The following is an 18,779-nucleotide window of genomic DNA, read 5'->3' as shown; positions in this document are numbered from 1 at the left end:
ATTTGTTGTTACGCTTTACTGGCCCCACTCCCTGCAATTCCGTACCATTCCCCGCCTTATCCCCCGCATTACCCTGGTATTTCATGAACCTCACCCGTCTGCGCGCCGATGCCCTGGCCGGCCTCACCACGTCGTTTGCGCTGCTGCCCGAATGCATCGCCTTTGCCCTGGTCGCCCACCTCAACCCGCTGATGGGGCTCTACGGCGCCTTCATCATTTGCACCCTCACTGCGCTGTTCGGCGGCCGGCCCGGCATGGTCTCGGGGGCGGCCGGTTCGATGGCGGTGGTGATCGTCGCGCTGGTGGTGCAACACGGCGTGGAGTACTTGCTGGCGACGGTGCTGTTGGGCGGGCTGATCATGGTCGCGTTCGGCCTGCTGCGCCTGGGCAAGTTGGTGCGCATGGTGCCGCATTCGGTGATGCTCGGCTTCGTCAACGGCCTGGCGATCATCATCGCGCTGGCGCAACTGGAGCATTTCAAAAGCGGTGAGCACTGGCTCAGCGGCACGCCGTTGTATGTGATGATCGGCCTGGTCGCCGTGACCATGGCGATTGTCTACCTGCTGCCGCGCCTGACCCGCGCCGTGCCGCCTGCCTTGGTCGCGATCCTCGGCGTCGGCCTGGCGGTGTACCTGCTCGGCCTGCCGACCCGCACGCTTGGCGACATGGCGCACATCGCCGGTGGCTTGCCGACCTTTGCCTTACCGCAAATCCCCTGGACCCTGGAAACCCTCGGCATCATCGCGCCCTACGCGTTCCTGATGGCGATGGTTGGCCTGCTGGAAACCCTGCTGACCCTGAACCTCACCGACGAAATCACCGAAACCCGTGGCTACCCCGACCGCGAAAGCGTGGCCCTGGGCTCGGCGAATATGGTCAGCGGCCTGTTCGGTGGCATGGGCGGTTGCGCGATGATCGGGCAAACCGTGATCAACCTCAGTTCCGGCGGGCGCGGGCGTTTCTCCGGGGTGTTTGCCGGGGTGATGATCCTGTTGTTCATACTGTTTCTGTCGCCGCTGATCGAGCGTATTCCGCTGGCGGCGCTGGTGGGCGTGATGTTCGTGGTGTCCCAGCAAACCTTCGCGTGGGCGTCGTTGCGGGTGATCAACAAGGTGCCGTTCAACGATGTGCTGGTGATCCTGGCAGTGACGGTGATCACCGTCTTCACCGACCTGGCCACCGCCGTGCTCTGCGGCATCGTGATTGCGGCGCTGAACTTCGCCTGGCAACAGGCGCGTGAGTTGTATGCCGATGAGCATCTGGAAGCCGACGGCAGCAAGCTCTATCGCCTGCACGGGACCTTGTTCTTTGCCTCGACGACGCCCTTCTTGAACCAGTTCGACCCGGCCAACGACCCGGCCCAGGTGACGCTCGATTGCCGTCACCTGAGCTTCGTCGACTACTCAGCGATTGCTGCGTTGATGACCTTGCGCGAGCGCTATACCAAGGCCGGCAAGCATTTGCGGGTGCTGCATTTGTCGGAGCGCTGCAAGAAGCTGCTCAAGCGCGCCCGCGTGCATCAGGAGTAAATGATTACGGCCCGACCAGGTCTTCAAGTTCCTGGGCGCGGGTCTGGGTCATGTCCAGCAGGCAGCCGGAGCCGTTGACCTGGTCGATGGTGCCGCCGGTGGCGGAGCCGGCGAAGCCGCAATTGGCGTCGCGGTATTTGATCCACAGGCGCTGCACGTCCTGCAGTTTCTCCTTGCGGTCGCCTTCCTGGGCGGCCAGGGCAGTTTTATAGGCTTTGTTCAGGCGCTCGTCCTGAACCTTGGCTTCCTTGGCGTTGCAATTGACCATGTCGACGGTGGTGTTGGCGCTGTCCATGCATTTTTTCAGTGCGGCGTTCTCGGCGGCCGAGGCGCTGCCGCACAGGGCCAACAGCATGGCGCTGGCGGCGAAAGGAACAAGCAGGGTCTTGCGGTTCATGGTGGGAATTCCTGATCGTAGTGGAGGCCGCAATCTGAGACTCGGCCTTGGCGGCTGAGTTTCTGCGCGGCAAAAACTTCATGTAAGAACACCCTCCGGATTTTCATGCGCTGGCGTTGGGCATATCCCCAAGCGACAGCGCTTATCCGTGGGCGAAAATTACTTTCATAAAAATTGAAAATTACACCGGGTAATGATTTATGAGTTTCACAACCAATTCGACGTGACCCTTTCCAAGGAGTACCGCATGGCCGCACCACTGGGCTTGGGGCTGTTGGCATACGCTGCCATCGCCATCATTGCATTGATCGTGCTGATCGCACGTTACCGACTCAACCCGTTTATTGTCATCACCTTGGTGTCCATCGGCCTGGCGCTGATGGCCGGCATGCCGGCAGACACAATCATGGGTTCCTACGAGGCGGGCGTCGGTAAAACCCTGGGGCATATCGCCCTGGTGGTGGCGCTGGGCACCATGCTCGGCAAGATGATGGCCGAGTCCGGCGGTGCCGAGCAGGTGGCGCGCACGCTGATCAACCGCTTCGGCGAGCGCAATGCGCATTGGGCAATGGTGTGCATCGCGTTTCTGGTGGGGCTGCCGCTGTTTTTCGAGGTCGGTTTTGTGCTGCTGGTGCCGATCGCTTTTACCGTGGCGCGGCGCGTTGGGGTGTCGATCCTGATGGTCGGCTTGCCGATGGTCGCCGGCTTGTCGGTGGTGCATGCGCTGGTGCCGCCGCACCCGGCGGCGATGATGGCGGTGCTGGCGTACAACGCGTCGGTCGGGCAGACCGTGCTCTATGCGATTCTGATCGGTATCCCCACGGCAATTATTGCTGGCCCGTTGTACGCCAAGTTCATCGTGCCGCGTATTCACCTGCCGGCGGAGAACCCGCTGGAACGCCAGTTTATCGAGCGCGAACCGCGCACCCGTTTGCCGAGCTTTACCCTGACCATGGGCACGATCCTGTTGCCGGTGGTGTTGATGATGATCGGCGGCTGGGCCAATGTGATTTCCACACCCGGCACCGGCTTTAACCAGTTCCTGCTGTTTATCGGCAACTCGGTGATCGCGCTGTTGGTGGCCACTTTGGTGAGCTTCTGGACCTTGGGCCTGGCCCAGGGTTTCAACCGCGAAGCGATCCTCAAGTTCACCAATGAATGCCTGGCACCGACCGCGAGTATCACCTTGCTGGTGGGCGCGGGCGGCGGCTTGAACCGCATCCTGGTGGACGCGGGCGTGACCAACGAAATTCTCGGCCTGGCGCATGCCTTCCATTTGTCGCCGCTGGTGATGGGCTGGTTGTTTGCCGCGCTGATGCGCATTGCCACCGGTTCGGCCACGGTGGCCATGACCACGGCTTCCGGTGTGGTTGCGCCCGTGGCCATGGGCTTGGGTTATCCACATCCTGAATTATTGGTATTGGCCACCGGCGCGGGTTCGGTGATTTTTTCCCACGTCAACGACGGCGGCTTCTGGCTGATCAAGGAATACTTCAATATGACGGTGATCCAGACTTTCAAGACCTGGACCGTGCTGGAGACGTTGATTTCGGTAGTCGCATTCGGTCTGACTTACGGCCTGTCTCTGGTTCTATGAGCCTTCTTTCGTAACCCGGAGCCCCGATGGACATCCTCTACCAGATCCGCGCCCGCCAGGATTCCTTCAGTGCCGGCGAAGGCCGTATCGCCAAGCTGATGCTTGATGACGTGGGCTTTGCCGCATCGGCCAGCCTGGAAGAGTTGTCACAACGGGCCGAGGTGAGCACGGCGACCTTGTCGCGTTTTGCCCGCAGTGTGGGTTGCCGTGACTTGCGTGATTTGCGCCTGCAATTGGCCCAGGCCAGCGGGGTTGGCAGCCGCTTCCTCGACCCGGCGGGGTTGCCGGAACAGTCGGCGTTTCATCGGCAGATTCTCGGCGATATCGAAGCGACGTTGCGTCAGCACCTGTCAGGCTTTAATCAGGCGAGTTTTGTCGACGCCGTCAGCCTGTTGGGCAAGGCGCGGATGATCCATGCATTCGGCATGGGCGGCCCGTCGAGCCTGTGCAGTGAAGAGTTGCAAGTACGCCTGGTGCGTCTGGGTTACCCGATTGCCGCTTGCCGCGACCCGGTGATGATGCGTGTCACGGCGGCGACCTTGGGGCCAGAACATGCGCTGATCGTGTGCTCGCTCTCCGGCCTCACGCCCGAGTTGCTGGACGTGGTGACGCTGGCGCGCAACTACGATGCGCCCATCGTTGCGATCACGCTGGCTGGCTCACCGCTGGCCGAATTGGCGGACGTGCTGCTGCCGCTGCAACCAGCCGAAACCAGTTTTATCTACAAGCCCACTGCGGCGCGCTACGGAATGCTGTTGGCCATCGACCTGCTCGCCACCGAGCTGGCGCTGGCCATGCCGGACGACAACCAGGAACGCCTGCGCCGGATCAAGCTGGCCCTGGACGATTATCGCGGCGGCCCTGACAGCCTGCCGCTTGGAGATTGAAATGAAGTACGACACGCTGATTCGCCAAGCGCTGATCATTGATGGCAGCAACACGCCAGGCTATGTCGCCGATGTAGGCCTGCGCGGCGGGCGTATCGAGACGATTGGCGACCTTGCGAGCGCAACCGCCGAGCACGAGATCGACGCCAGTGGCCGCGTGTTGTCTCCAGGGTTTATCGACGTGCACACCCACGATGACACCGTGGTGATCCGCCATCCGCAAATGCTGCCCAAGCTCAGCCAGGGCGTAACCACGGTGATTGTCGGTAACTGTGGCATCAGCGCCTCGCCGGTGAGTTTGCGCAGTGATCCGCCGGACCCGATGAACTTGCTGGGTTCGCGTGAGGCGTTCGCTTATCCACGCTTTGCCGATTACCGTGCGGCCGTGGAAAGCGCCCATCCGGCCGTCAACGTTGCGGCGTTGATTGGCCATACGGCGCTGCGCAGCAATCACATGGACGACCTGCACCGCACGGCCACGCCACCTGAAATCGCCGCCATGCGTGTGCAGTTGCAAGAGAGCCTGGAAGCCGGCGCCCTTGGTTTATCCACAGGCCTGGCCTATGCCAGCGCGTTTAATGCCGAGACCGATGAAGTGCTGCAAATCAGTGAAGAACTGACGGCCTTCGGCGCGGTGTACACCACGCATTTGCGCAGCGAATTCGAGCCGGTGCTGGAGGCGATGGACGAGGCCTTTCTGATTGGCCGCCATGCCAAGGCACCGGTGATTATTTCCCACCTCAAATGTGCCGGCGCGGGTAACTGGGGGCGTAGTCCGCAGCTGTTGGCATCGCTGGAACTGGCGGCGAAAACTCACCCGGTGGGCTGTGATTGTTATCCCTACGCCGCCAGCTCTTCGACGCTGGACCTCAAGCAAGTCACCGACGCGTTTCGCATCACCATCACCTGGTCGACACCACACCCGGAAGTCGGTGGGCGCGACTTGCAGGACATCGCCGCCGAGTGGGACGTTTCGCTGCTGGACGCAGCACGTCGCCTGCAACCGGCCGGGGCGGTGTACTACGGGATGGACGAGGCGGATGTACGACGCATCCTCGCGCATCCGCTGTCGATGGTCGGGTCGGATGGCTTGCCTGAAGACCCTTTTCCACACCCGCGTTTGTGGGGCGCGTTTCCACGGGTGCTGGGGCATTTCAGCCGGGATGTGGGGTTGTTCCCGCTGCACACGGCGGTGCACAAGATGACAGGGCTGTCGGCAGCGCGCTTCGGCCTGGCTGAGCGTGGTGAAATCCGTGAAGGGCACTGGGCTGACCTGGTGTTGTTCGACCCGTTGCGCGTGCGCGATGTGGCGGACTTCAAAGAGCCACAACGCGCGGCCGAAGGCATTGATGGGGTGTGGGTCAACGGGGTGTTGAGCTATAGCGACGGACAGGCCAATGGTCAGCGGCCGGGCCGCTTCCTGGCGCGCAGTGGAGATTTGCGTGGTGGGTTTGCGTCTCTATAGTGGGTGCTCTCATACACGGAGCTATGGTCATGCACTTAGGAAAAGTCACCCCGATATTACGCATCTTCGACGAAGCCAAGGCGTTGGAATTTTACGTCGACTTCCTCGGGTTCAAGGTCGACTGGCAGCATCGCTTCGAGGCGAATTTTCCGTTGTATTTGCAGGTGTCGCTGGGCGAGTGCGTGCTGCATTTGTCCGAGCATCACGGCGATGCTTCGCCCGGGTCGGCGGTGCGTATTCAGGCGCAGGGCGTGGACGCGTATCAGCAGCAGTTGCTGGCCAAAGATTATCGGTATGCCAAGCCTGGGGTTGAGGAAACGCCTTGGGGTTCGCGGGAGATGAGCATCGGCGATCCGTTCGGGAATCGGTTGGTATTTGTCGAGGAAGGCGAGGGTTGATGGGCAAATCGCAGGCAATAAAAAACCGCCTTAGTAGGGCGGTTTTTTATTGCAAACCCAGTGAGTGGCTGGGGTTGCGACCTCATTGGAAGCAGTGATGTGCCACACGGATACTACTGCCGGTTACTGCATCAGGCAAGACATGACGACGGTCGGTACTCTTCATTTTCTATCCAAAATGAGCGGTAAAGTTTGGCAATGAATTTGCGGACCTTGCAGTAGGTTTTATCGTCGCTCGTTACACCTTTCGCCGGGATGTTGGTTAGTATCAGCCCCGTTCCAAGTCCGTCGTTTTGTAGGTGGCTGGGTATGCGCGCGGAATAATGGACCGAACGCCACGGGCTAGTAATCCGTGCCGGATTCATGCGGGAGGAACCAAAGCCCGGCCGCCTCAAAGGAAGCAGTGATGTGCATCCCAAGGCCCACGTGTTCCGGTAAGTGTGCTGGAGGTAAGGCCTAACTCAGGGAGGGCCGAGTATGTCTAAGTTTGCACGACGTACGTGGAACCTCGTAGTGAATGCCCTGCGTGTTTATCACGTGTGGACATTCCAGCGGGACAGCTTCGATGACCTGTAAGGTCTGAGAAGTGGAGCCGCCTCGGTTTAGGCCGAGGCGGCTTTTTGGTTTTTAAACCCGGAAGTGGCTGACCATCTGCTGCAACTGGCTGCCCAAACGCGCCAGTTCCACGCTCGACTTGGCTGTCTCGTCACTCGCCGTGGCGGTCTGCTCGGACACATCACGCACGTTCACGATGCTGCGGCTGATCTCTTCAGCCACGGCACTCTGCTGTTCGGCCGCGGCTGCAATCTGCTGGTTCATCGACTGGATGTTCGACACCGTACGGGTGATGTTTTCCAGCGACACACCGGCCTTGCGCGTCAGCTCGACGCTGCTGTCGGTAAGGCTGCGGCTGTTGTTCATCACGGTGGCGACTTGCTGGGTGCCGTTCTGCAGACCGGCGACCAGGCCTTCGATTTCTTCGGTGGATTTCTGGGTGCGTTGGGCCAGGCCGCGGACTTCGTCGGCGACCACGGCAAAGCCACGACCGGCTTCACCGGCGCGCGCGGCTTCAATCGCGGCGTTGAGTGCCAGCAGGTTGGTTTGTTCGGCTACCGCCTTGATCACATCCATCACGCTGCCGATCTTGTTGCTCTCTTGTTGCAGGTGCGTCATGGCGTCGGTGGAACGTGCCACTTCAGCCGCCAGGCGTTCGATCTGGGCGATGGCCTCGGCCACCACTTTGTCGCCCGCGCGGGCTTGGCCATCGGCATCGGCAGCGGCCAGCGAGGCTTGCTCGGCGTTGCGTGCGACTTCCTGCACGGTGGCAGTCATTTCGTGCATCGCCGTGGCGACTTGATCAGTCTCGATCTTCTGGCTGTTCACGCCGGCGCTGGTCTGTTCGGTAACCGCCGACAGCTCTTCGGCGGCGCTGGCGATTTGGGTTACGCCATCGCGAATACCGCTGATCAATTCACGCAGGGTGGTGCCCATGCGCTGGATGCCTTGTTGCAACACGCCCAGTTCATCGCGGCGGGTGACCTGGATGTTGTGGCTCAGGTCGCCGGAAGCGATGCGCTCCACCACGGCCAGGGTTTCCTGGATCGGGCGAGTGATCTGGCGGGTAATGACCAGTGCCGCGATGACGCCGACCAGCAGGGCCAGCAAGGTGCTGATAAGTTGCAGGCTGCGGGCCTGGGCGCTTTCGGCGTCACGGCGATCCAGTTGGATGTCGTACAGTTTGTCGCTGATGGTGACGATATCGGCGCCTTGGGTAGTCATTTCTGCACGGGCGCTGACGATGTTGGCGTTGGCCGCCTTGTAGCTTTGTACGGCGCTGCGATAGGCGCCGAGCGCGGTTTCCAGTGAGGTCAATGCGCTTTGTTGGCTGGCGCCGAATGCGGCACTGAGGCCTTTCAAACCGCTGATGGCTTTTTCAACTTGTGCAGCGGCGCGGGCTTCGGTCTCTGCGCTGGGACTGTTGGTGTAGCCGCGCACTTCGTAGCGGCTCAACTGGAAGTCTTCCTTGGCGTGAGTGACGGCCTGGTACTGGGTGAAGCGCTCCGGACTGTCAGGCATCTGCTGCACAGTGGTTTCCAGCGCATCGATCTGGGCGTTGGCGATGTCGGCCTTGTCGCCCATGACCTGGCGCGCGGCGTTACCGTTGCGGTAGGCCTCACGCATTTTGTTCAAGGACTGCTGATACGCGGTGATGACGGCTTTCTGCTCGTTGAGCAGCTTGAGGTTTTCCGGGCTCTTGAAGCTGTCCAGCAGCTTCTGTTGCTGGGCGGCGAAGGCGTCGAGATTGGTCTGGACGTTCTGTGCCACCGCTTCATCGCCGTTAGCCAGCATGTATTGCAGGCGCACGATGCGCAGCTTGGTCAGCGAGGCGTTGAGCTGGGTGATGTCGCTCATCCAGTTGCTGCGGTCGATCAAGCCGCCCAGGCTGGTCCAGCCGGTCAGTGCCAGGATCGAGGTGAGGACCAGCACCAGGCCGAAGCCCAGGCCGAGTTTAAGGTTGACGCTTATGTTGCCGAACCAGCTATTCATCGAATGCTCCGCAAGAATGATGTGTGTCTGCTGGACGGTGTTTTTTTGTTTGAGCCAGCCAAAGTGTGTAGGGCTGTATCGGCGGCGTCAGGTGATTCTGAAATATTTTTAATCCGGGTGCGACGAAGGGTCGCGATCGCCGTGTGGCTTACGGTGTAGGGCAGGGGCTCATCACGGGCAGGCCTTGTGTGCTAGTCTGCTGGCCCTTTTAGTTTTGGATGGCACGGGAAATCGTGTTGTCCTACAGCGGAGCCTCTTTATGTCCGAAGTTAATCTGTCCACCGACGAAACCCGCGTCAGCTACGGTATCGGCCGTCAGTTGGGCGACCAACTGCGCGACAACCCGCCACCGGGCGTGAGCATTGATGCGATCCTGGCCGGCCTGACCGACGCGTTCGCAGGCAAACCAAGCCGCGTTGACCAAGAGCAAATGGCGGCCAGCTTCAAAGTTATCCGCGAAATCATGCAAGCCGAAGCGGCTGCCAAGGCTGAAGCGGCTGCTGGCGCTGGCCTGGCGTTCCTGGCTGAAAACGCCAAGCGTGACGGCATCACCACCCTGGCTTCCGGCCTGCAATTTGAAGTGCTGACTGCGGGTAGCGGCGCCAAGCCGACCCGTGAAGACCAAGTGCGTACCCACTACCACGGCACCCTGATCGACGGCACTGTGTTCGACAGCTCCTACGAGCGCGGCCAGCCTGCAGAATTCCCGGTTGGCGGCGTGATCGCCGGCTGGACCGAAGCCCTGCAACTGATGAATGCCGGCAGCAAATGGCGTCTGTACGTGCCGAGCGAACTGGCTTACGGCGCTCAAGGCGTTGGCAGCATTCCGCCGCACAGCGTTCTGGTGTTCGACGTCGAGCTGCTTGACGTTCTGTAAGACCTGCTGATGGTTGCACCTGGCCTTATGTGGGAGCCGGGCTTGCCCGCGATGCAGACGACTCGGTCTAAATTCCTACCGAGTTGATGCTATCGCAGGCAAGCCAGCTCCCACATAGAGCGGGTGCATTCAGGCTTCGCGTGGTCATTCATGGATGGAACTTGCCATTCAACTCCGTGGCCGGGCGCAACGCTCGGGCATAGCAGAACAGAAACAGGTTGCGCACTACTTCCTTCAGCACGCCAGGCTCACTCGAACTCAGGCCGTTGACGTCCAGGTCGCCCTGGTCCTGCAGTTCATTCAACGCTTCTTCTTCCAGCACCGCGCAGACTTCCCCGGTTTCCCGATGCAGGATTCGCAGGTAAGGGTGTGGCCGGTCCAGCCAGGCATCTATCAAATAAGTCATGGTCGTTCTCCTTGATAAGTTTCAATGAGAATAATTCTTATTCGTAGAATAGCAAGTGCCTATTGGCGGTTTCCAGGTTTTTCTGTGTGGATATTGCGTTCGATCAACGGGGAGGGCGAAACGCCATCCCGCGGCGGGCGCGGGATGGATGCAGCAGAATCAGACTTTACGGACGAACTCGGACTTGAGTTTCATCGGGCCGATACCGTCGATCTTGCAATCGATATCGTGGTCGCCGTCGCACAGGCGGATGTTCTTGACCTTGGTGCCGACCTTGACCACCAGGGACGTGCCTTTGACCTTGAGGTCTTTGATGACAGTGATGGTGTCGCCGTCTTGCAGGACGTTGCCTACAGAGTCTTTCTTCACGGTTTCATCGCCGGCTGCTTCGGCCTCGCCATTGGCGGACCACTCATGGGCGCATTCCGGGCAGATCAGCTGGGCGCCGTCTTCGTAGGTGTATTCGGAATTGCATTTCGGGCAGGGTGGCAACGTGCTCACTAAAGCTCCTTGAAAGTCAGGATGGCTAAAAGTCGCACATTATATAAGGTTTATTGCAAGAGAGGGGCGGGGACTCGGTGCAATGTGGGAGCTGGCTTGCCTGCGATAGCGGTAGTGAGTTCACTACAGTCATCGCAGGCGAGCCAGCTCCCACATTATTCAGCGTGGAATCAGTGAGTACGCGCGACCGCAAACTCACTCAACTCAACCAGCGCATCGCGGTATTCGCTGGCAGGCAGGGCATCGAGGCACTTGATGGCGCGGGCCACATAGTCACGCGCCAGTTGCGCGGTGTATTCCAGGGAGCCGGAGGCTTCCACGGCTGCGCGGATGGCTTCCAGGTCTTCGATCCCGCCTTTCTGGATCGCCTTGCGCACCAGGGCAGCCTGTTCCGGCGTGCCTTCGCGCATGGTGTAGATCAGCGGCAGCGTTGGTTTGCCTTCGGCCAGGTCGTCGCCGACGTTCTTGCCCAGAGTCTCGGCGTCGCCCTTATAGTCGAGCAGGTCGTCGACCAGTTGGAACGCCACACCCAGGTGATCGCCAAAGGTGCGCAGGGCTTCGGACTGTTCGACAGTCGCGCCACACAAGGCAGCGGCACTGTGGGTCGAGGCCTCGAAGAGCATCGCGGTTTTGCCGCGAATCACTTCCATGTAGGTTTCTTCGGTGGTGCTGGCGTCGCGGACCTTCGACAGCTGCAACACTTCGCCCTCGGCGATGATGCGCGTGGCTTGTGAAAGAATCTTCATTACCGGCATCGAGCCCAGCTCGACCATCATTTCGAACGAGCGCGAGTACAGGAAATCGCCCACCAGTACGCTGGGGGCGTTGCCCCACATCGCATTGGCCGTCTCGCGACCACGGCGCATGCCGGACATGTCGACCACGTCGTCATGCAGCAAGGTGGCGGTGTGCAAAAATTCGATAGTGGCGGCCAGCAGGCGCAGGTCATCGCCTTCGCGGCCCAGGGCTTTGCCACACAGCAACACTAATAAAGGACGCAGGCGTTTGCCGCCCGCCGACGTAATATAGTCGCCAATTTTGGAGACCAGCGGCACTTTAGACGTCAGCTGCTGCTTGATGATGCCGTCGACGGCGCTAAAATCGTCCGCGACCGCGCGGTAGAAAGCTTGGGGTTGCATCAGCGACAGTCGCTCCAGAAGGGTTGCGCGGCATGCTAGGACTCAGGCCCGGCACTGTCAAGGCGCGATAGACGGCCACTTGCATCACCCATTTACCTTGCGTACAATCGCGCACCCTGAACTTCCTGGGCAGCACCTGCCTTACGCAATTGCATTCGGGACGTCCATCCCATGCAGCCATGCCAGCCAATACCTCTTCTTATAAAGCGCTGGGTGAGCAGGATTATCGGAGAAATACCATGTCGTACGCAGTAATTGTTACTGGTGGCAAGCAATACAAGGTCGCCCCAGGTGAATACCTGAAGATCGAAAAACTGGAAGTCGCTACTGGCGAATCCGTTACCTTTGATCGCGTTCTGTTGGTCGCCAATGGCGATGACGTGAACATCGGCGCTCCAGTTGTTGCTGGCGCTACCGTTGTGGCTGAAGTGATCTCCCAAGGTCGTCACGATAAAGTCCGCATCATCAAGTTCCGTCGTCGTAAGCACCACATGAAGCGTATGGGCCACCGCCAGTGGTACACCGAGATCAAAATCACCGGTATTCAGGCTTAATTTCAGCCTAATTCCTCACTAGGAGAATTGACTCATGGCACACAAAAAAGCTGGTGGTAGTACCCGTAACGGTCGCGACTCAGAAGCCAAACGCCTTGGCGTGAAGATGTATGGCGGCCAGAAAATCATTCCGGGCAACATCATCGTGCGTCAGCGCGGCACCCAATTCCACGCCGGTTACGGTGTTGGCATGGGTAAAGATCACACCCTCTTCGCTAAAATCGAAGGCGTGATCAAGTTTGAAGTAAAAGGCGCGTTCAACCGCCGTTACGTGAGCGTTGTCGCCGCTTAATTGCGCGATCGCTGGAAAAGCCCTGTCTCGCGACGGGGCTTTTTCGTTTGTGGAGTGAGTCTCTTGCAAAGCTGTTTGTAATGAGCTCAAGCGCTGGATAGGCGGTTGTTGTTTGAGGTCGCTGCGCTCATTTTTGCAAGAGTCTTATGTCTTGGTTTCTTAAGCTCGTCCATGCGACGAGAGGCGTTTTGTTATGAAGTTCGTTGATGAAGTTTCCATCCGAGTAAAAGCAGGCGACGGCGGTAACGGTTGCATGAGTTTCCGTCGCGAAAAATTCATCGAGAACGGTGGCCCCAACGGCGGTGACGGCGGTGACGGCGGCTCCATCTACATGATGGCCGACGAAAACCTCAACACCCTGGTCGACTACCGTTACACCCGGCACTTCGATGCCGAGCGTGGCTCCAACGGCGGCAGCACCGACTGCACCGGTAAAAAAGGCGAAGACCTGGTACTGCGCGTACCGGTCGGCACCACGATCATCGATTCCGCTACCCAGGAAGTGATTGGCGACCTGACCAAGGCCGGCCAGAAGCTGATGGTTGTGCAGGGCGGCTGGCACGGTCTGGGTAACACCCGATTCAAGTCCAGTACCAACCGCGCGCCACGCCAGACCACGCCGGGCAAGCCGGGCGAGCAGCGTGACCTGAAGCTGGAAATGAAAGTACTTGCTGACGTTGGCCTGTTGGGCCTGCCGAACGCCGGCAAAAGTACATTCATCCGTTCGGTCTCGGCCGCCAAGCCGAAAGTCGCCGACTACCCGTTCACTACCTTGGTGCCAAACCTGGGCGTGGTCAGCGTCGACCGCTGGAAAAGCTTCGTGATCGCCGACATTCCCGGCCTGATCGAAGGTGCTTCCGACGGTGCAGGCCTGGGGATTCGCTTCCTCAAGCACTTGTCGCGTACCCGTTTGCTGCTGCACCTCGTCGACATGGCGCCGCTGGATGACACCAGTGCAGCGGACGCTGCCGAAGTGATCGTCAGCGAGCTGACCAAGTTCAGCCCGGCCCTGGCCGAGCGTGATCGCTGGTTGGTGCTGAACAAGTGCGACCAGATCCTCGAAGAAGAGCACGAAGAACGCGTCAAGGAAATCGTCGACCGCCTGGAGTGGGAAGGTCCGGTCTACGTGATCTCGGCCATCGCCAAAGAAGGCACCGAGCGCCTGACCCGCGACATCATGCGCTACCTCGAAGACCGCGCCGACCGCCTGGCCGCTGACCCGGTATTCAAGGCAGAACTGGCCGAACTCGATCAGCAGATCGAAGACGAAGCCCGCGCCCAGCTGCAAGCCCTGGACGACCAGCGTGCCCTGCGTCGCAGCGGCGTGAAGTCTGTCCATGACATCGGCGACGATGATTGGGACGAAGAAGACGTGGATGATGAAGACGGTCCGGAAATCATTTACGTGCGCGACTGATCGGTTGCGATAAACTTAAACGCCGCTCTCTGGAGCGGCGTTTTGGTATCTGGATATACGTAGTCACTAATAACGTTATGGGCGGCGCTGGGTCGCGCTGCCCTCAATCTAAGGTTGAAGATGATGCGGAGCAAAGTGACAGGTGCGCAGCGCTGGGTCGTGAAGATCGGCAGTGCGCTGCTGACGGCGGACGGCAAAGGTCTGGATCGCGCAGCCATGAGCGTGTGGGTCGAGCAGATGGTGGCCTTGCATGAGGCCGGTGTCGAGTTGGTGCTGGTGTCGTCCGGGGCAGTTGCCGCCGGGATGAGCCGCCTCGGCTGGACCGCGCGACCCAGCGCGATGCACGAACTGCAAGCCGCCGCCGCCATCGGCCAGATGGGCCTGGTGCAAGCCTGGGAATCCAGCTTTGCCGAGCACGGCCGCCATACGGCGCAGATCCTGCTGACCCACGACGACCTGTCCGACCGCAAGCGCTACCTCAACGCCCGCAGCACCTTGCGCGCGTTGGTCGAGCTCAAGGTTATCCCGGTGATCAACGAAAATGACACGGTGGTCACCGACGAAATCCGCTTCGGCGACAACGACACCCTGGCTGCGCTGGTGGCCAACCTGGTGGAAGCCGACCTGCTGGTGATTCTGACCGACCGCGACGGCATGTTCGACGCCGACCCACGCAACAACCCCGACGCCCAGCTGATCTACGAAGCGCGCGCCGATGACCCGGCGCTGGATGCCGTGGCCGGCAGCGTTGGCGGCGCCCTGGGGCGTGGCGGCATGCAGACCAAGCTGCGCGCCGCGCGCCTGGCTGCGCGTTCCGGCGCGCACACCATCATCGTCGGTGGGCGCCTGGAGCGTGTGCTGGATCGCCTTAAGGCGGGTGAGCGTATCGGTACGCTGCTGTCGCCGGAACGCGGCATGCTCGCGGCGCGCAAGCAGTGGCTGGCCGGGCATCTGCAAACCCGCGGCACATTGGTGTTGGACGATGGCGCCGTGTCGGCGTTGTCCCAAGGTAACAAGAGCTTGCTGCCGGTCGGCGTCAAGTTGGTGCAGGGCAGCTTCCGCCGTGGTGAGATGGTGGTGTGTGTGGCGCCCGACGGTCGTGAGATCGCCCGTGGCCTGGCCAACTACAGCGCGCTTGAAGCACAGAAAATCATTGGACAATCGTCTGACGCGATTGTCGGACTATTAGGTTACATGGCTGAACCGGAACTGGTTCACCGCGATAACCTGATCCTGGTCTAAACAAAGGAATACACGATGCGCGTCATAAAAGGTTTACTCGGCCTGTTGCTGGCCCTGCCACTGCTGGCCTCGGCCGAAGAGATTGGCCAGGTGTCGACGGTGTTCAAATTTGTCGGCCCCAACGACCGAATCGTGGTCGAGGCGTTTGATGACCCCAAGGTCGACGGCGTGACCTGCTACCTGTCACGCGCCAAGACGGGCGGCGTGAAAGGCGGGCTGGGCCTGGCCGAAGATCGCGCCGAGGCCTCGATTGCCTGCCGTCAGGTCGGCCCGATCCATTTCAAAGGCGAGCTCAAGGACGGCGACGAAGTGTTCAAGGAGCGCACCTCGCTGGTGTTCAAGACCATGCAGGTGGTGCGTTTTCTCGACAAGAAGCGCAATACCCTGGTTTACCTGGTCTACAGCGACCGCTTGATCGAAGGCAGCCCGCAAAACGCGGTTACCGCGATTCCGATTTTGCCTTGGCCGACCGCTCAGTAGTCTGCAGGCGAGTTTTGTAATCGGCGTCTATGATTGCAGGCTTGCGGTCTGTAATCTCGAACGGTCGCAATGCGAAGAACATGGGATATCTGGAGTTCGTCATGAGTGCTTTCCACGACCTGAAACTCAAAGCTTTGGACGGACAAGAGCTGCCGCTGGCGCCCTTCAAGGGGCAAGTGGTGCTGGTGGTCAACGTGGCCTCCAAATGTGGCTTGACCCCGCAATACGCGGCGTTGGAAAACCTCTACCAGCAATACAAGGGCCAGGGTTTTACCGTGCTGGGGCTGCCGTGCAACCAGTTTGCGGGTCAGGAGCCGGGCACCGAAGAAGAAATCCAGCAATTCTGCAGCCTGAACTATGGCGTAACGTTCCCGTTGGGCAGCAAGCTCGACGTTAACGGCCACGATCGTCATCAGTTGTATCGTTTGCTGGCGGGCGAGGGCGCGGAATTTCCGGGGGATATCACCTGGAATTTCGAGAAATTCCTGCTCGGCAAAGATGGCCGCGTGCTGGCGCGATTCTCCCCACGTACCGCACCAGATGATCTGACGATTATCCAGGCCATTGAAAAAGCCCTGAGCTGAATTGGCCCCCTGTGGCGAGGGAGCTTGCTTGCGCTGGGCTGCGCAGCAGTCCCAAGTCCCTCGCGACTACTACCCCTTAATCACCCAGATCAATAGTGCTACTCAGGACTTCGCACTGACAATATTATCCACATCATAAATCCCTCTGATGTGGAGTGCTCCCATGCCTGTCCAAGCCTTGTTCAAACCCTTCCAGCTCGGCGCACTGCAGCTTTCGACCCGCGTGGTCATGGCGCCGATGACTCGTTCGTTCTCACCGGGTGGCGTACCCAATTCCAAAGTCATCGAGTACTACCGTCGACGCGCCGCTGCCGGCGTGGGCCTGATCATCACCGAAGGCACCGTGGTAGGCCATCAAGCCTCCAATGGCTACCCGAACGTCCCGCATTTTTACGGTGAGGCCGCGCTGGCCGGCTGGAAGAAAGTGGTCGACGCCGTGCACGCAGAGGGCGGCAAGATTGTCCCGCAACTGTGGCACGTGGGCAGCGTGCGCCGTATCGGCACTGAGCCTGACGCCAGCGTTCCGGCCTACGGCCCTATGGAGAAACTCAAGGATGGCAAGGTGGTCGTGCACGGCATGACCACCCAAGACATCCAGGATGTGATCAACGCCTTCGCCCAAGCCGCCAAGGATGCCCAGAGCATCGGCATGGACGGCGTGGAAATCCACGGCGCTCACGGTTACCTGGTCGACCAGTTTTTCTGGGAAGGCACCAACCAGCGCACCGACGAATACGGTGGCAGCCTGGCCAACCGTTCGCGGTTTGCCATCGAGCTGATCCAGGCCACTCGCGCCGCCGTAGGCCCGGACTTCCCGATCATCCTGCGTTTCTCGCAGTGGAAGCAGCAGGACTACACCGCACGCCTGGTGCAAACCCCGGAAGCCTTGGGCGAATTCCTCAAGCCGTTGTCCGACGCTGGCGTGGATATTTTCCACTGCTCCACTCGCCGTTTCTGGGAGCCGGAGTTCGAAGGCTCCGACCTCAACCTGGCCGGCTGGACCCGCCAGCTCACCGGCAAGCCGACCATCACCGTCGGCAGCGTCGGCCTGGACGGCGAGTTCCTGCAATTTATGGTCAACACTGACAAGGTCGCACAACCGGCCAGCCTGGAAAAACTGCTGGAGCGCCTGAACAACGACGAGTTCGACCTGGTTGCCGTAGGCCGTGCGCTGCTGGTGGACCCGGATTGGGCGCTGAAGGTGCGCGAAGGTCGCGAGGGCGACATCCTGCCGTTCAGTCGTGAGGCGTTGACGACCCTGGTGTAAGGGGCGAAAGGGCGGGCACTGGGTGGCCGTCCTTGCACACCCCGCGTAACTGCCGTTCAAACTGCTCGATAATCGCCGGCCAGCCCTGGCGGCTCGCGTGTTGGCGGGCATTGAGGCGCATACGGCGCAAACTTTCTGCATCTTCCAGCAGCCAATTGGCAGCGTCGCAAAACGCCTCTTCATCGCCCGGCATCGCCAGCACGCCGTTGTAACCATGGCGAATGTGCTGGGTCGCGGCCGCCTGGTCGTAGGCCACCACCCCCAATCCCGAGGCCATGGCTTCCAGCACCACATTGCCGAAGGTTTCGGTCAGGCTGGGGAACAGGAACACGTCGCCAGACGCGTAATGCCGGGCCAGTTCTTCGCCGCGCAAGGTGCCGCAGAATATCGCCTCGGGCAGTTCCTTTTCCAGCATCGCCCGTTGTGGGCCGTCGCCGACGATGATCAGCTTCATCTGGCGCAGTGGATAGGTGTCTTGCAAGGTCTCGAAACAGCGCTTGAGCAGCCCCAGGTTCTTCTCCTGCGCCAGTCGGCCGACATGCAGCACGGCGATTTGCTCACTGTTCAGCGCCCAGCTTTCACGCAGTGCGTTGTCGCGTTTGGCAGGGTGAAACAACTGGCTGTCGACCCCACGCGCCAGCATCCCCAAGCGCTCGAATTGCCGACGTTCCAACTCCAGGCGTTGGCTGGTGCTGGGGACCAACGTCAATGTCGAGCGGTTATGAAACCAGCGCAGGTAGTGCGTGACCATGCGGCTGAGCAGGCTCAGACCGTATTGGTTCGAGTACTGCTGGAAGTTGGTGTGGAAGCCACTGACCACGCTGATCCCCAGGCGCCGCGCCGCACGCAACGCCGACAGGCCCAGCGGCCCTTCGGTGGCGATGTACAGCACGTCGGGGCGCTGGCGGGTCCAGCGCCGTAGCAACTTGTGCATCGACGACTGGCCCCACTGCAGGCCCGGGTAGCCCGGCAGCGGCCAGCCACGGCACAGTAATAAGGCGTCGTCGCTGGGGCGGCTTTGATCGCTGCCCTGGCGTGGGCGCACCAACTCGACCTGATGGCCGCGCGCGCGCAAACCCTCACACAGGCGGCCAAGGGTATTGGCCACCCCGTTGATCTCTGGCGGGAAGGTTTCGGTAATCAAAGTGATGTGAAGCGAGGCTGTCGTCATGACCCACAGTGTCACCGTGGGCCATGTCG

Annotated in this window: 18 protein-coding genes and 2 pseudogenes; 13 read left to right on the top strand and 7 right to left on the bottom strand. The window is 60.5% G+C overall.

The genetic code is table 11. The features are described 5' to 3' along the window. Window positions 1–83 precede the first annotated feature (83 nt). A complete protein-coding gene (locus tag PspR76_RS25805) occupies window positions 84–1,529 on the top strand; it encodes a SulP family inorganic anion transporter (RefSeq protein ID WP_159959830.1) in 1,446 nt (481 codons plus the stop codon). A gap of 4 nt (window positions 1,530–1,533) precedes the next feature. Here the strand turns inward: PspR76_RS25805 and PspR76_RS25800 are convergent, their stop codons facing one another. Next, complete coding sequence (locus tag PspR76_RS25800) at window positions 1,534–1,926, bottom strand: lysozyme inhibitor LprI family protein (protein ID WP_159959828.1); 393 nt, start codon at window positions 1,924–1,926, stop codon at window positions 1,534–1,536. A gap of 247 nt (window positions 1,927–2,173) precedes the next feature. On the opposite strand from PspR76_RS25800, the gene PspR76_RS25795 reads away from it, so the two are divergent. The 4 genes from PspR76_RS25795 to PspR76_RS25780 are packed head-to-tail and all read left to right on the top strand — an operon-like array spanning window position 2,174 to window position 6,273. Then, complete coding sequence (locus tag PspR76_RS25795; RefSeq protein WP_232109189.1) at window positions 2,174–3,523, top strand: GntT/GntP/DsdX family permease; 1,350 nt, start codon at window positions 2,174–2,176, stop codon at window positions 3,521–3,523. Between the two features lie 26 nt (window positions 3,524–3,549). Continuing rightward, entirely contained in the window at window positions 3,550–4,410 is an 861-nt protein-coding gene (locus tag PspR76_RS25790) for a MurR/RpiR family transcriptional regulator (RefSeq protein ID WP_159959824.1), read from the top strand. A gap of 1 nt (window position 4,411) precedes the next feature. Then, the gene (locus PspR76_RS25785; protein ID WP_159959822.1) at window positions 4,412–5,875 is read left to right on the top strand and encodes an N-acyl-D-amino-acid deacylase family protein; all 1,464 of its coding nucleotides are present in this window, start codon (window positions 4,412–4,414) and stop codon (window positions 5,873–5,875) included. Window positions 5,876–5,904: 29 nt separating this feature from the next. Then, entirely contained in the window at window positions 5,905–6,273 is a 369-nt protein-coding gene (locus PspR76_RS25780; RefSeq protein WP_106578200.1) for a glyoxalase superfamily protein, read from the top strand. A 627-nt stretch (window positions 6,274–6,900) separates the two neighbouring features. Here the strand turns inward: PspR76_RS25780 and PspR76_RS31750 are convergent. Together PspR76_RS31750 and PspR76_RS31745 are read right to left on the bottom strand one after the other, a co-directional pair. Continuing rightward, a pseudogene (locus tag PspR76_RS31750) lies at window positions 6,901–7,494 on the bottom strand (methyl-accepting chemotaxis protein); the annotation flags it as partial. 309 nt (window positions 7,495–7,803) lie between these two features. Next, window positions 7,804–8,820 (bottom strand): annotated as a pseudogene (locus tag PspR76_RS31745) (methyl-accepting chemotaxis protein); the annotation flags it as partial. A gap of 259 nt (window positions 8,821–9,079) precedes the next feature. Here PspR76_RS31745 and PspR76_RS25770 point away from each other — a divergent pair. Beyond that, on the top strand, window positions 9,080–9,697 hold the full coding sequence (locus PspR76_RS25770; protein ID WP_159959818.1) for an FKBP-type peptidyl-prolyl cis-trans isomerase: 618 nt from the start codon (window positions 9,080–9,082) through the stop codon (window positions 9,695–9,697). 148 nt (window positions 9,698–9,845) lie between these two features. Here the strand turns inward: PspR76_RS25770 and PspR76_RS25765 are convergent, their stop codons facing one another. From PspR76_RS25765 to PspR76_RS25755, 3 genes are all read right to left on the bottom strand, one after another. Continuing rightward, window positions 9,846–10,103 (bottom strand): PA4570 family protein, encoded by a 258-nt coding sequence (locus PspR76_RS25765; RefSeq protein WP_003194088.1) that lies wholly within the window; start codon window positions 10,101–10,103, stop codon window positions 9,846–9,848. A gap of 159 nt (window positions 10,104–10,262) precedes the next feature. After that, window positions 10,263–10,604: a zinc ribbon domain-containing protein YjdM gene (locus PspR76_RS25760; protein ID WP_017254008.1), complete on the bottom strand. Its 342-nt coding sequence runs from the start codon at window positions 10,602–10,604 to the stop codon at window positions 10,263–10,265. A gap of 170 nt (window positions 10,605–10,774) precedes the next feature. Then, on the bottom strand, window positions 10,775–11,743 hold the full coding sequence (locus tag PspR76_RS25755) for a polyprenyl synthetase family protein (protein WP_159959816.1): 969 nt from the start codon (window positions 11,741–11,743) through the stop codon (window positions 10,775–10,777). A 239-nt stretch (window positions 11,744–11,982) separates the two neighbouring features. On the opposite strand from PspR76_RS25755, the gene rplU reads away from it, so the two are divergent. The 7 genes from rplU (at window position 11,983) to PspR76_RS25720 (ending at window position 17,579) form a co-directional block, all read left to right on the top strand. After that, window positions 11,983–12,297 carry a 50S ribosomal protein L21 gene (rplU, locus tag PspR76_RS25750; protein WP_007950961.1) on the top strand — a complete coding sequence of 105 codons (315 nt, stop codon included), beginning with the start codon at window positions 11,983–11,985 and terminating at the stop codon, window positions 12,295–12,297. Between the two features lie 34 nt (window positions 12,298–12,331). Further along, a complete protein-coding gene (gene rpmA / locus PspR76_RS25745) occupies window positions 12,332–12,589 on the top strand; it encodes a 50S ribosomal protein L27 (RefSeq protein ID WP_003176049.1) in 258 nt (85 codons plus the stop codon). 193 nt (window positions 12,590–12,782) lie between these two features. Further along, complete coding sequence (gene cgtA / locus PspR76_RS25740) at window positions 12,783–14,006, top strand: Obg family GTPase CgtA (RefSeq protein WP_065883536.1); 1,224 nt, start codon at window positions 12,783–12,785, stop codon at window positions 14,004–14,006. A 123-nt stretch (window positions 14,007–14,129) separates the two neighbouring features. Beyond that, window positions 14,130–15,248: a glutamate 5-kinase gene (gene proB, locus PspR76_RS25735; protein WP_026013771.1), complete on the top strand. Its 1,119-nt coding sequence runs from the start codon at window positions 14,130–14,132 to the stop codon at window positions 15,246–15,248. Between the two features lie 15 nt (window positions 15,249–15,263). Further along, a complete protein-coding gene (locus PspR76_RS25730; RefSeq protein WP_159959813.1) occupies window positions 15,264–15,728 on the top strand; it encodes a CreA family protein in 465 nt (154 codons plus the stop codon). A gap of 101 nt (window positions 15,729–15,829) precedes the next feature. Further along, a complete protein-coding gene (locus tag PspR76_RS25725; RefSeq protein ID WP_159959811.1) occupies window positions 15,830–16,312 on the top strand; it encodes a glutathione peroxidase in 483 nt (160 codons plus the stop codon). Between the two features lie 163 nt (window positions 16,313–16,475). Beyond that, on the top strand, window positions 16,476–17,579 hold the full coding sequence (locus tag PspR76_RS25720) for an NADH:flavin oxidoreductase (protein ID WP_159959809.1): 1,104 nt from the start codon (window positions 16,476–16,478) through the stop codon (window positions 17,577–17,579). Here the strand turns inward: PspR76_RS25720 and PspR76_RS25715 are convergent. Continuing rightward, entirely contained in the window at window positions 17,548–18,750 is a 1,203-nt protein-coding gene (locus PspR76_RS25715) for a glycosyltransferase family 4 protein (protein ID WP_159959807.1), read from the bottom strand. The two genes, PspR76_RS25720 and PspR76_RS25715, sit on opposite strands and share 32 nt — an antisense overlap. Window positions 18,751–18,779: the final 29 nt, after the last annotated feature.

This window comes from Pseudomonas sp. R76 (genome assembly GCF_009834565.1).
Taxonomy (GTDB): Bacteria; Pseudomonadota; Gammaproteobacteria; order Pseudomonadales; family Pseudomonadaceae; genus Aquipseudomonas.
This window is presented reverse-complemented; position numbering and strand designations above follow the sequence as displayed.

Coding starts and splice junctions, on each gene's coding strand:
- PspR76_RS25720 (WP_159959809.1), top strand. CDS start 16,476: ATGCCTGTCCAAGCCTTGTTCAAACCCTTCCAGCTCGGCGCACTGCAG.
- PspR76_RS25730 (WP_159959813.1), top strand. CDS start 15,264: ATGCGCGTCATAAAAGGTTTACTCGGCCTGTTGCTGGCCCTGCCACTG.
- cgtA (WP_065883536.1), top strand. CDS start 12,783: ATGAAGTTCGTTGATGAAGTTTCCATCCGAGTAAAAGCAGGCGACGGC.
- PspR76_RS25805 (WP_159959830.1), top strand. CDS start 84: ATGAACCTCACCCGTCTGCGCGCCGATGCCCTGGCCGGCCTCACCACG.
- PspR76_RS25765 (WP_003194088.1), bottom strand. CDS start 10,103: ATGACTTATTTGATAGATGCCTGGCTGGACCGGCCACACCCTTACCTG.
- PspR76_RS25790 (WP_159959824.1), top strand. CDS start 3,550: ATGGACATCCTCTACCAGATCCGCGCCCGCCAGGATTCCTTCAGTGCC.
- rpmA (WP_003176049.1), top strand. CDS start 12,332: ATGGCACACAAAAAAGCTGGTGGTAGTACCCGTAACGGTCGCGACTCA.
- rplU (WP_007950961.1), top strand. CDS start 11,983: ATGTCGTACGCAGTAATTGTTACTGGTGGCAAGCAATACAAGGTCGCC.
- proB (WP_026013771.1), top strand. CDS start 14,130: ATGCGGAGCAAAGTGACAGGTGCGCAGCGCTGGGTCGTGAAGATCGGC.
- PspR76_RS25785 (WP_159959822.1), top strand. CDS start 4,412: ATGAAGTACGACACGCTGATTCGCCAAGCGCTGATCATTGATGGCAGC.
- PspR76_RS25770 (WP_159959818.1), top strand. CDS start 9,080: ATGTCCGAAGTTAATCTGTCCACCGACGAAACCCGCGTCAGCTACGGT.
- PspR76_RS25715 (WP_159959807.1), bottom strand. CDS start 18,750: ATGACGACAGCCTCGCTTCACATCACTTTGATTACCGAAACCTTCCCG.
- PspR76_RS25800 (WP_159959828.1), bottom strand. CDS start 1,926: ATGAACCGCAAGACCCTGCTTGTTCCTTTCGCCGCCAGCGCCATGCTG.
- PspR76_RS25780 (WP_106578200.1), top strand. CDS start 5,905: ATGCACTTAGGAAAAGTCACCCCGATATTACGCATCTTCGACGAAGCC.
- PspR76_RS25795 (WP_232109189.1), top strand. CDS start 2,174: ATGGCCGCACCACTGGGCTTGGGGCTGTTGGCATACGCTGCCATCGCC.
- PspR76_RS25725 (WP_159959811.1), top strand. CDS start 15,830: ATGAGTGCTTTCCACGACCTGAAACTCAAAGCTTTGGACGGACAAGAG.
- PspR76_RS25755 (WP_159959816.1), bottom strand. CDS start 11,743: ATGCAACCCCAAGCTTTCTACCGCGCGGTCGCGGACGATTTTAGCGCC.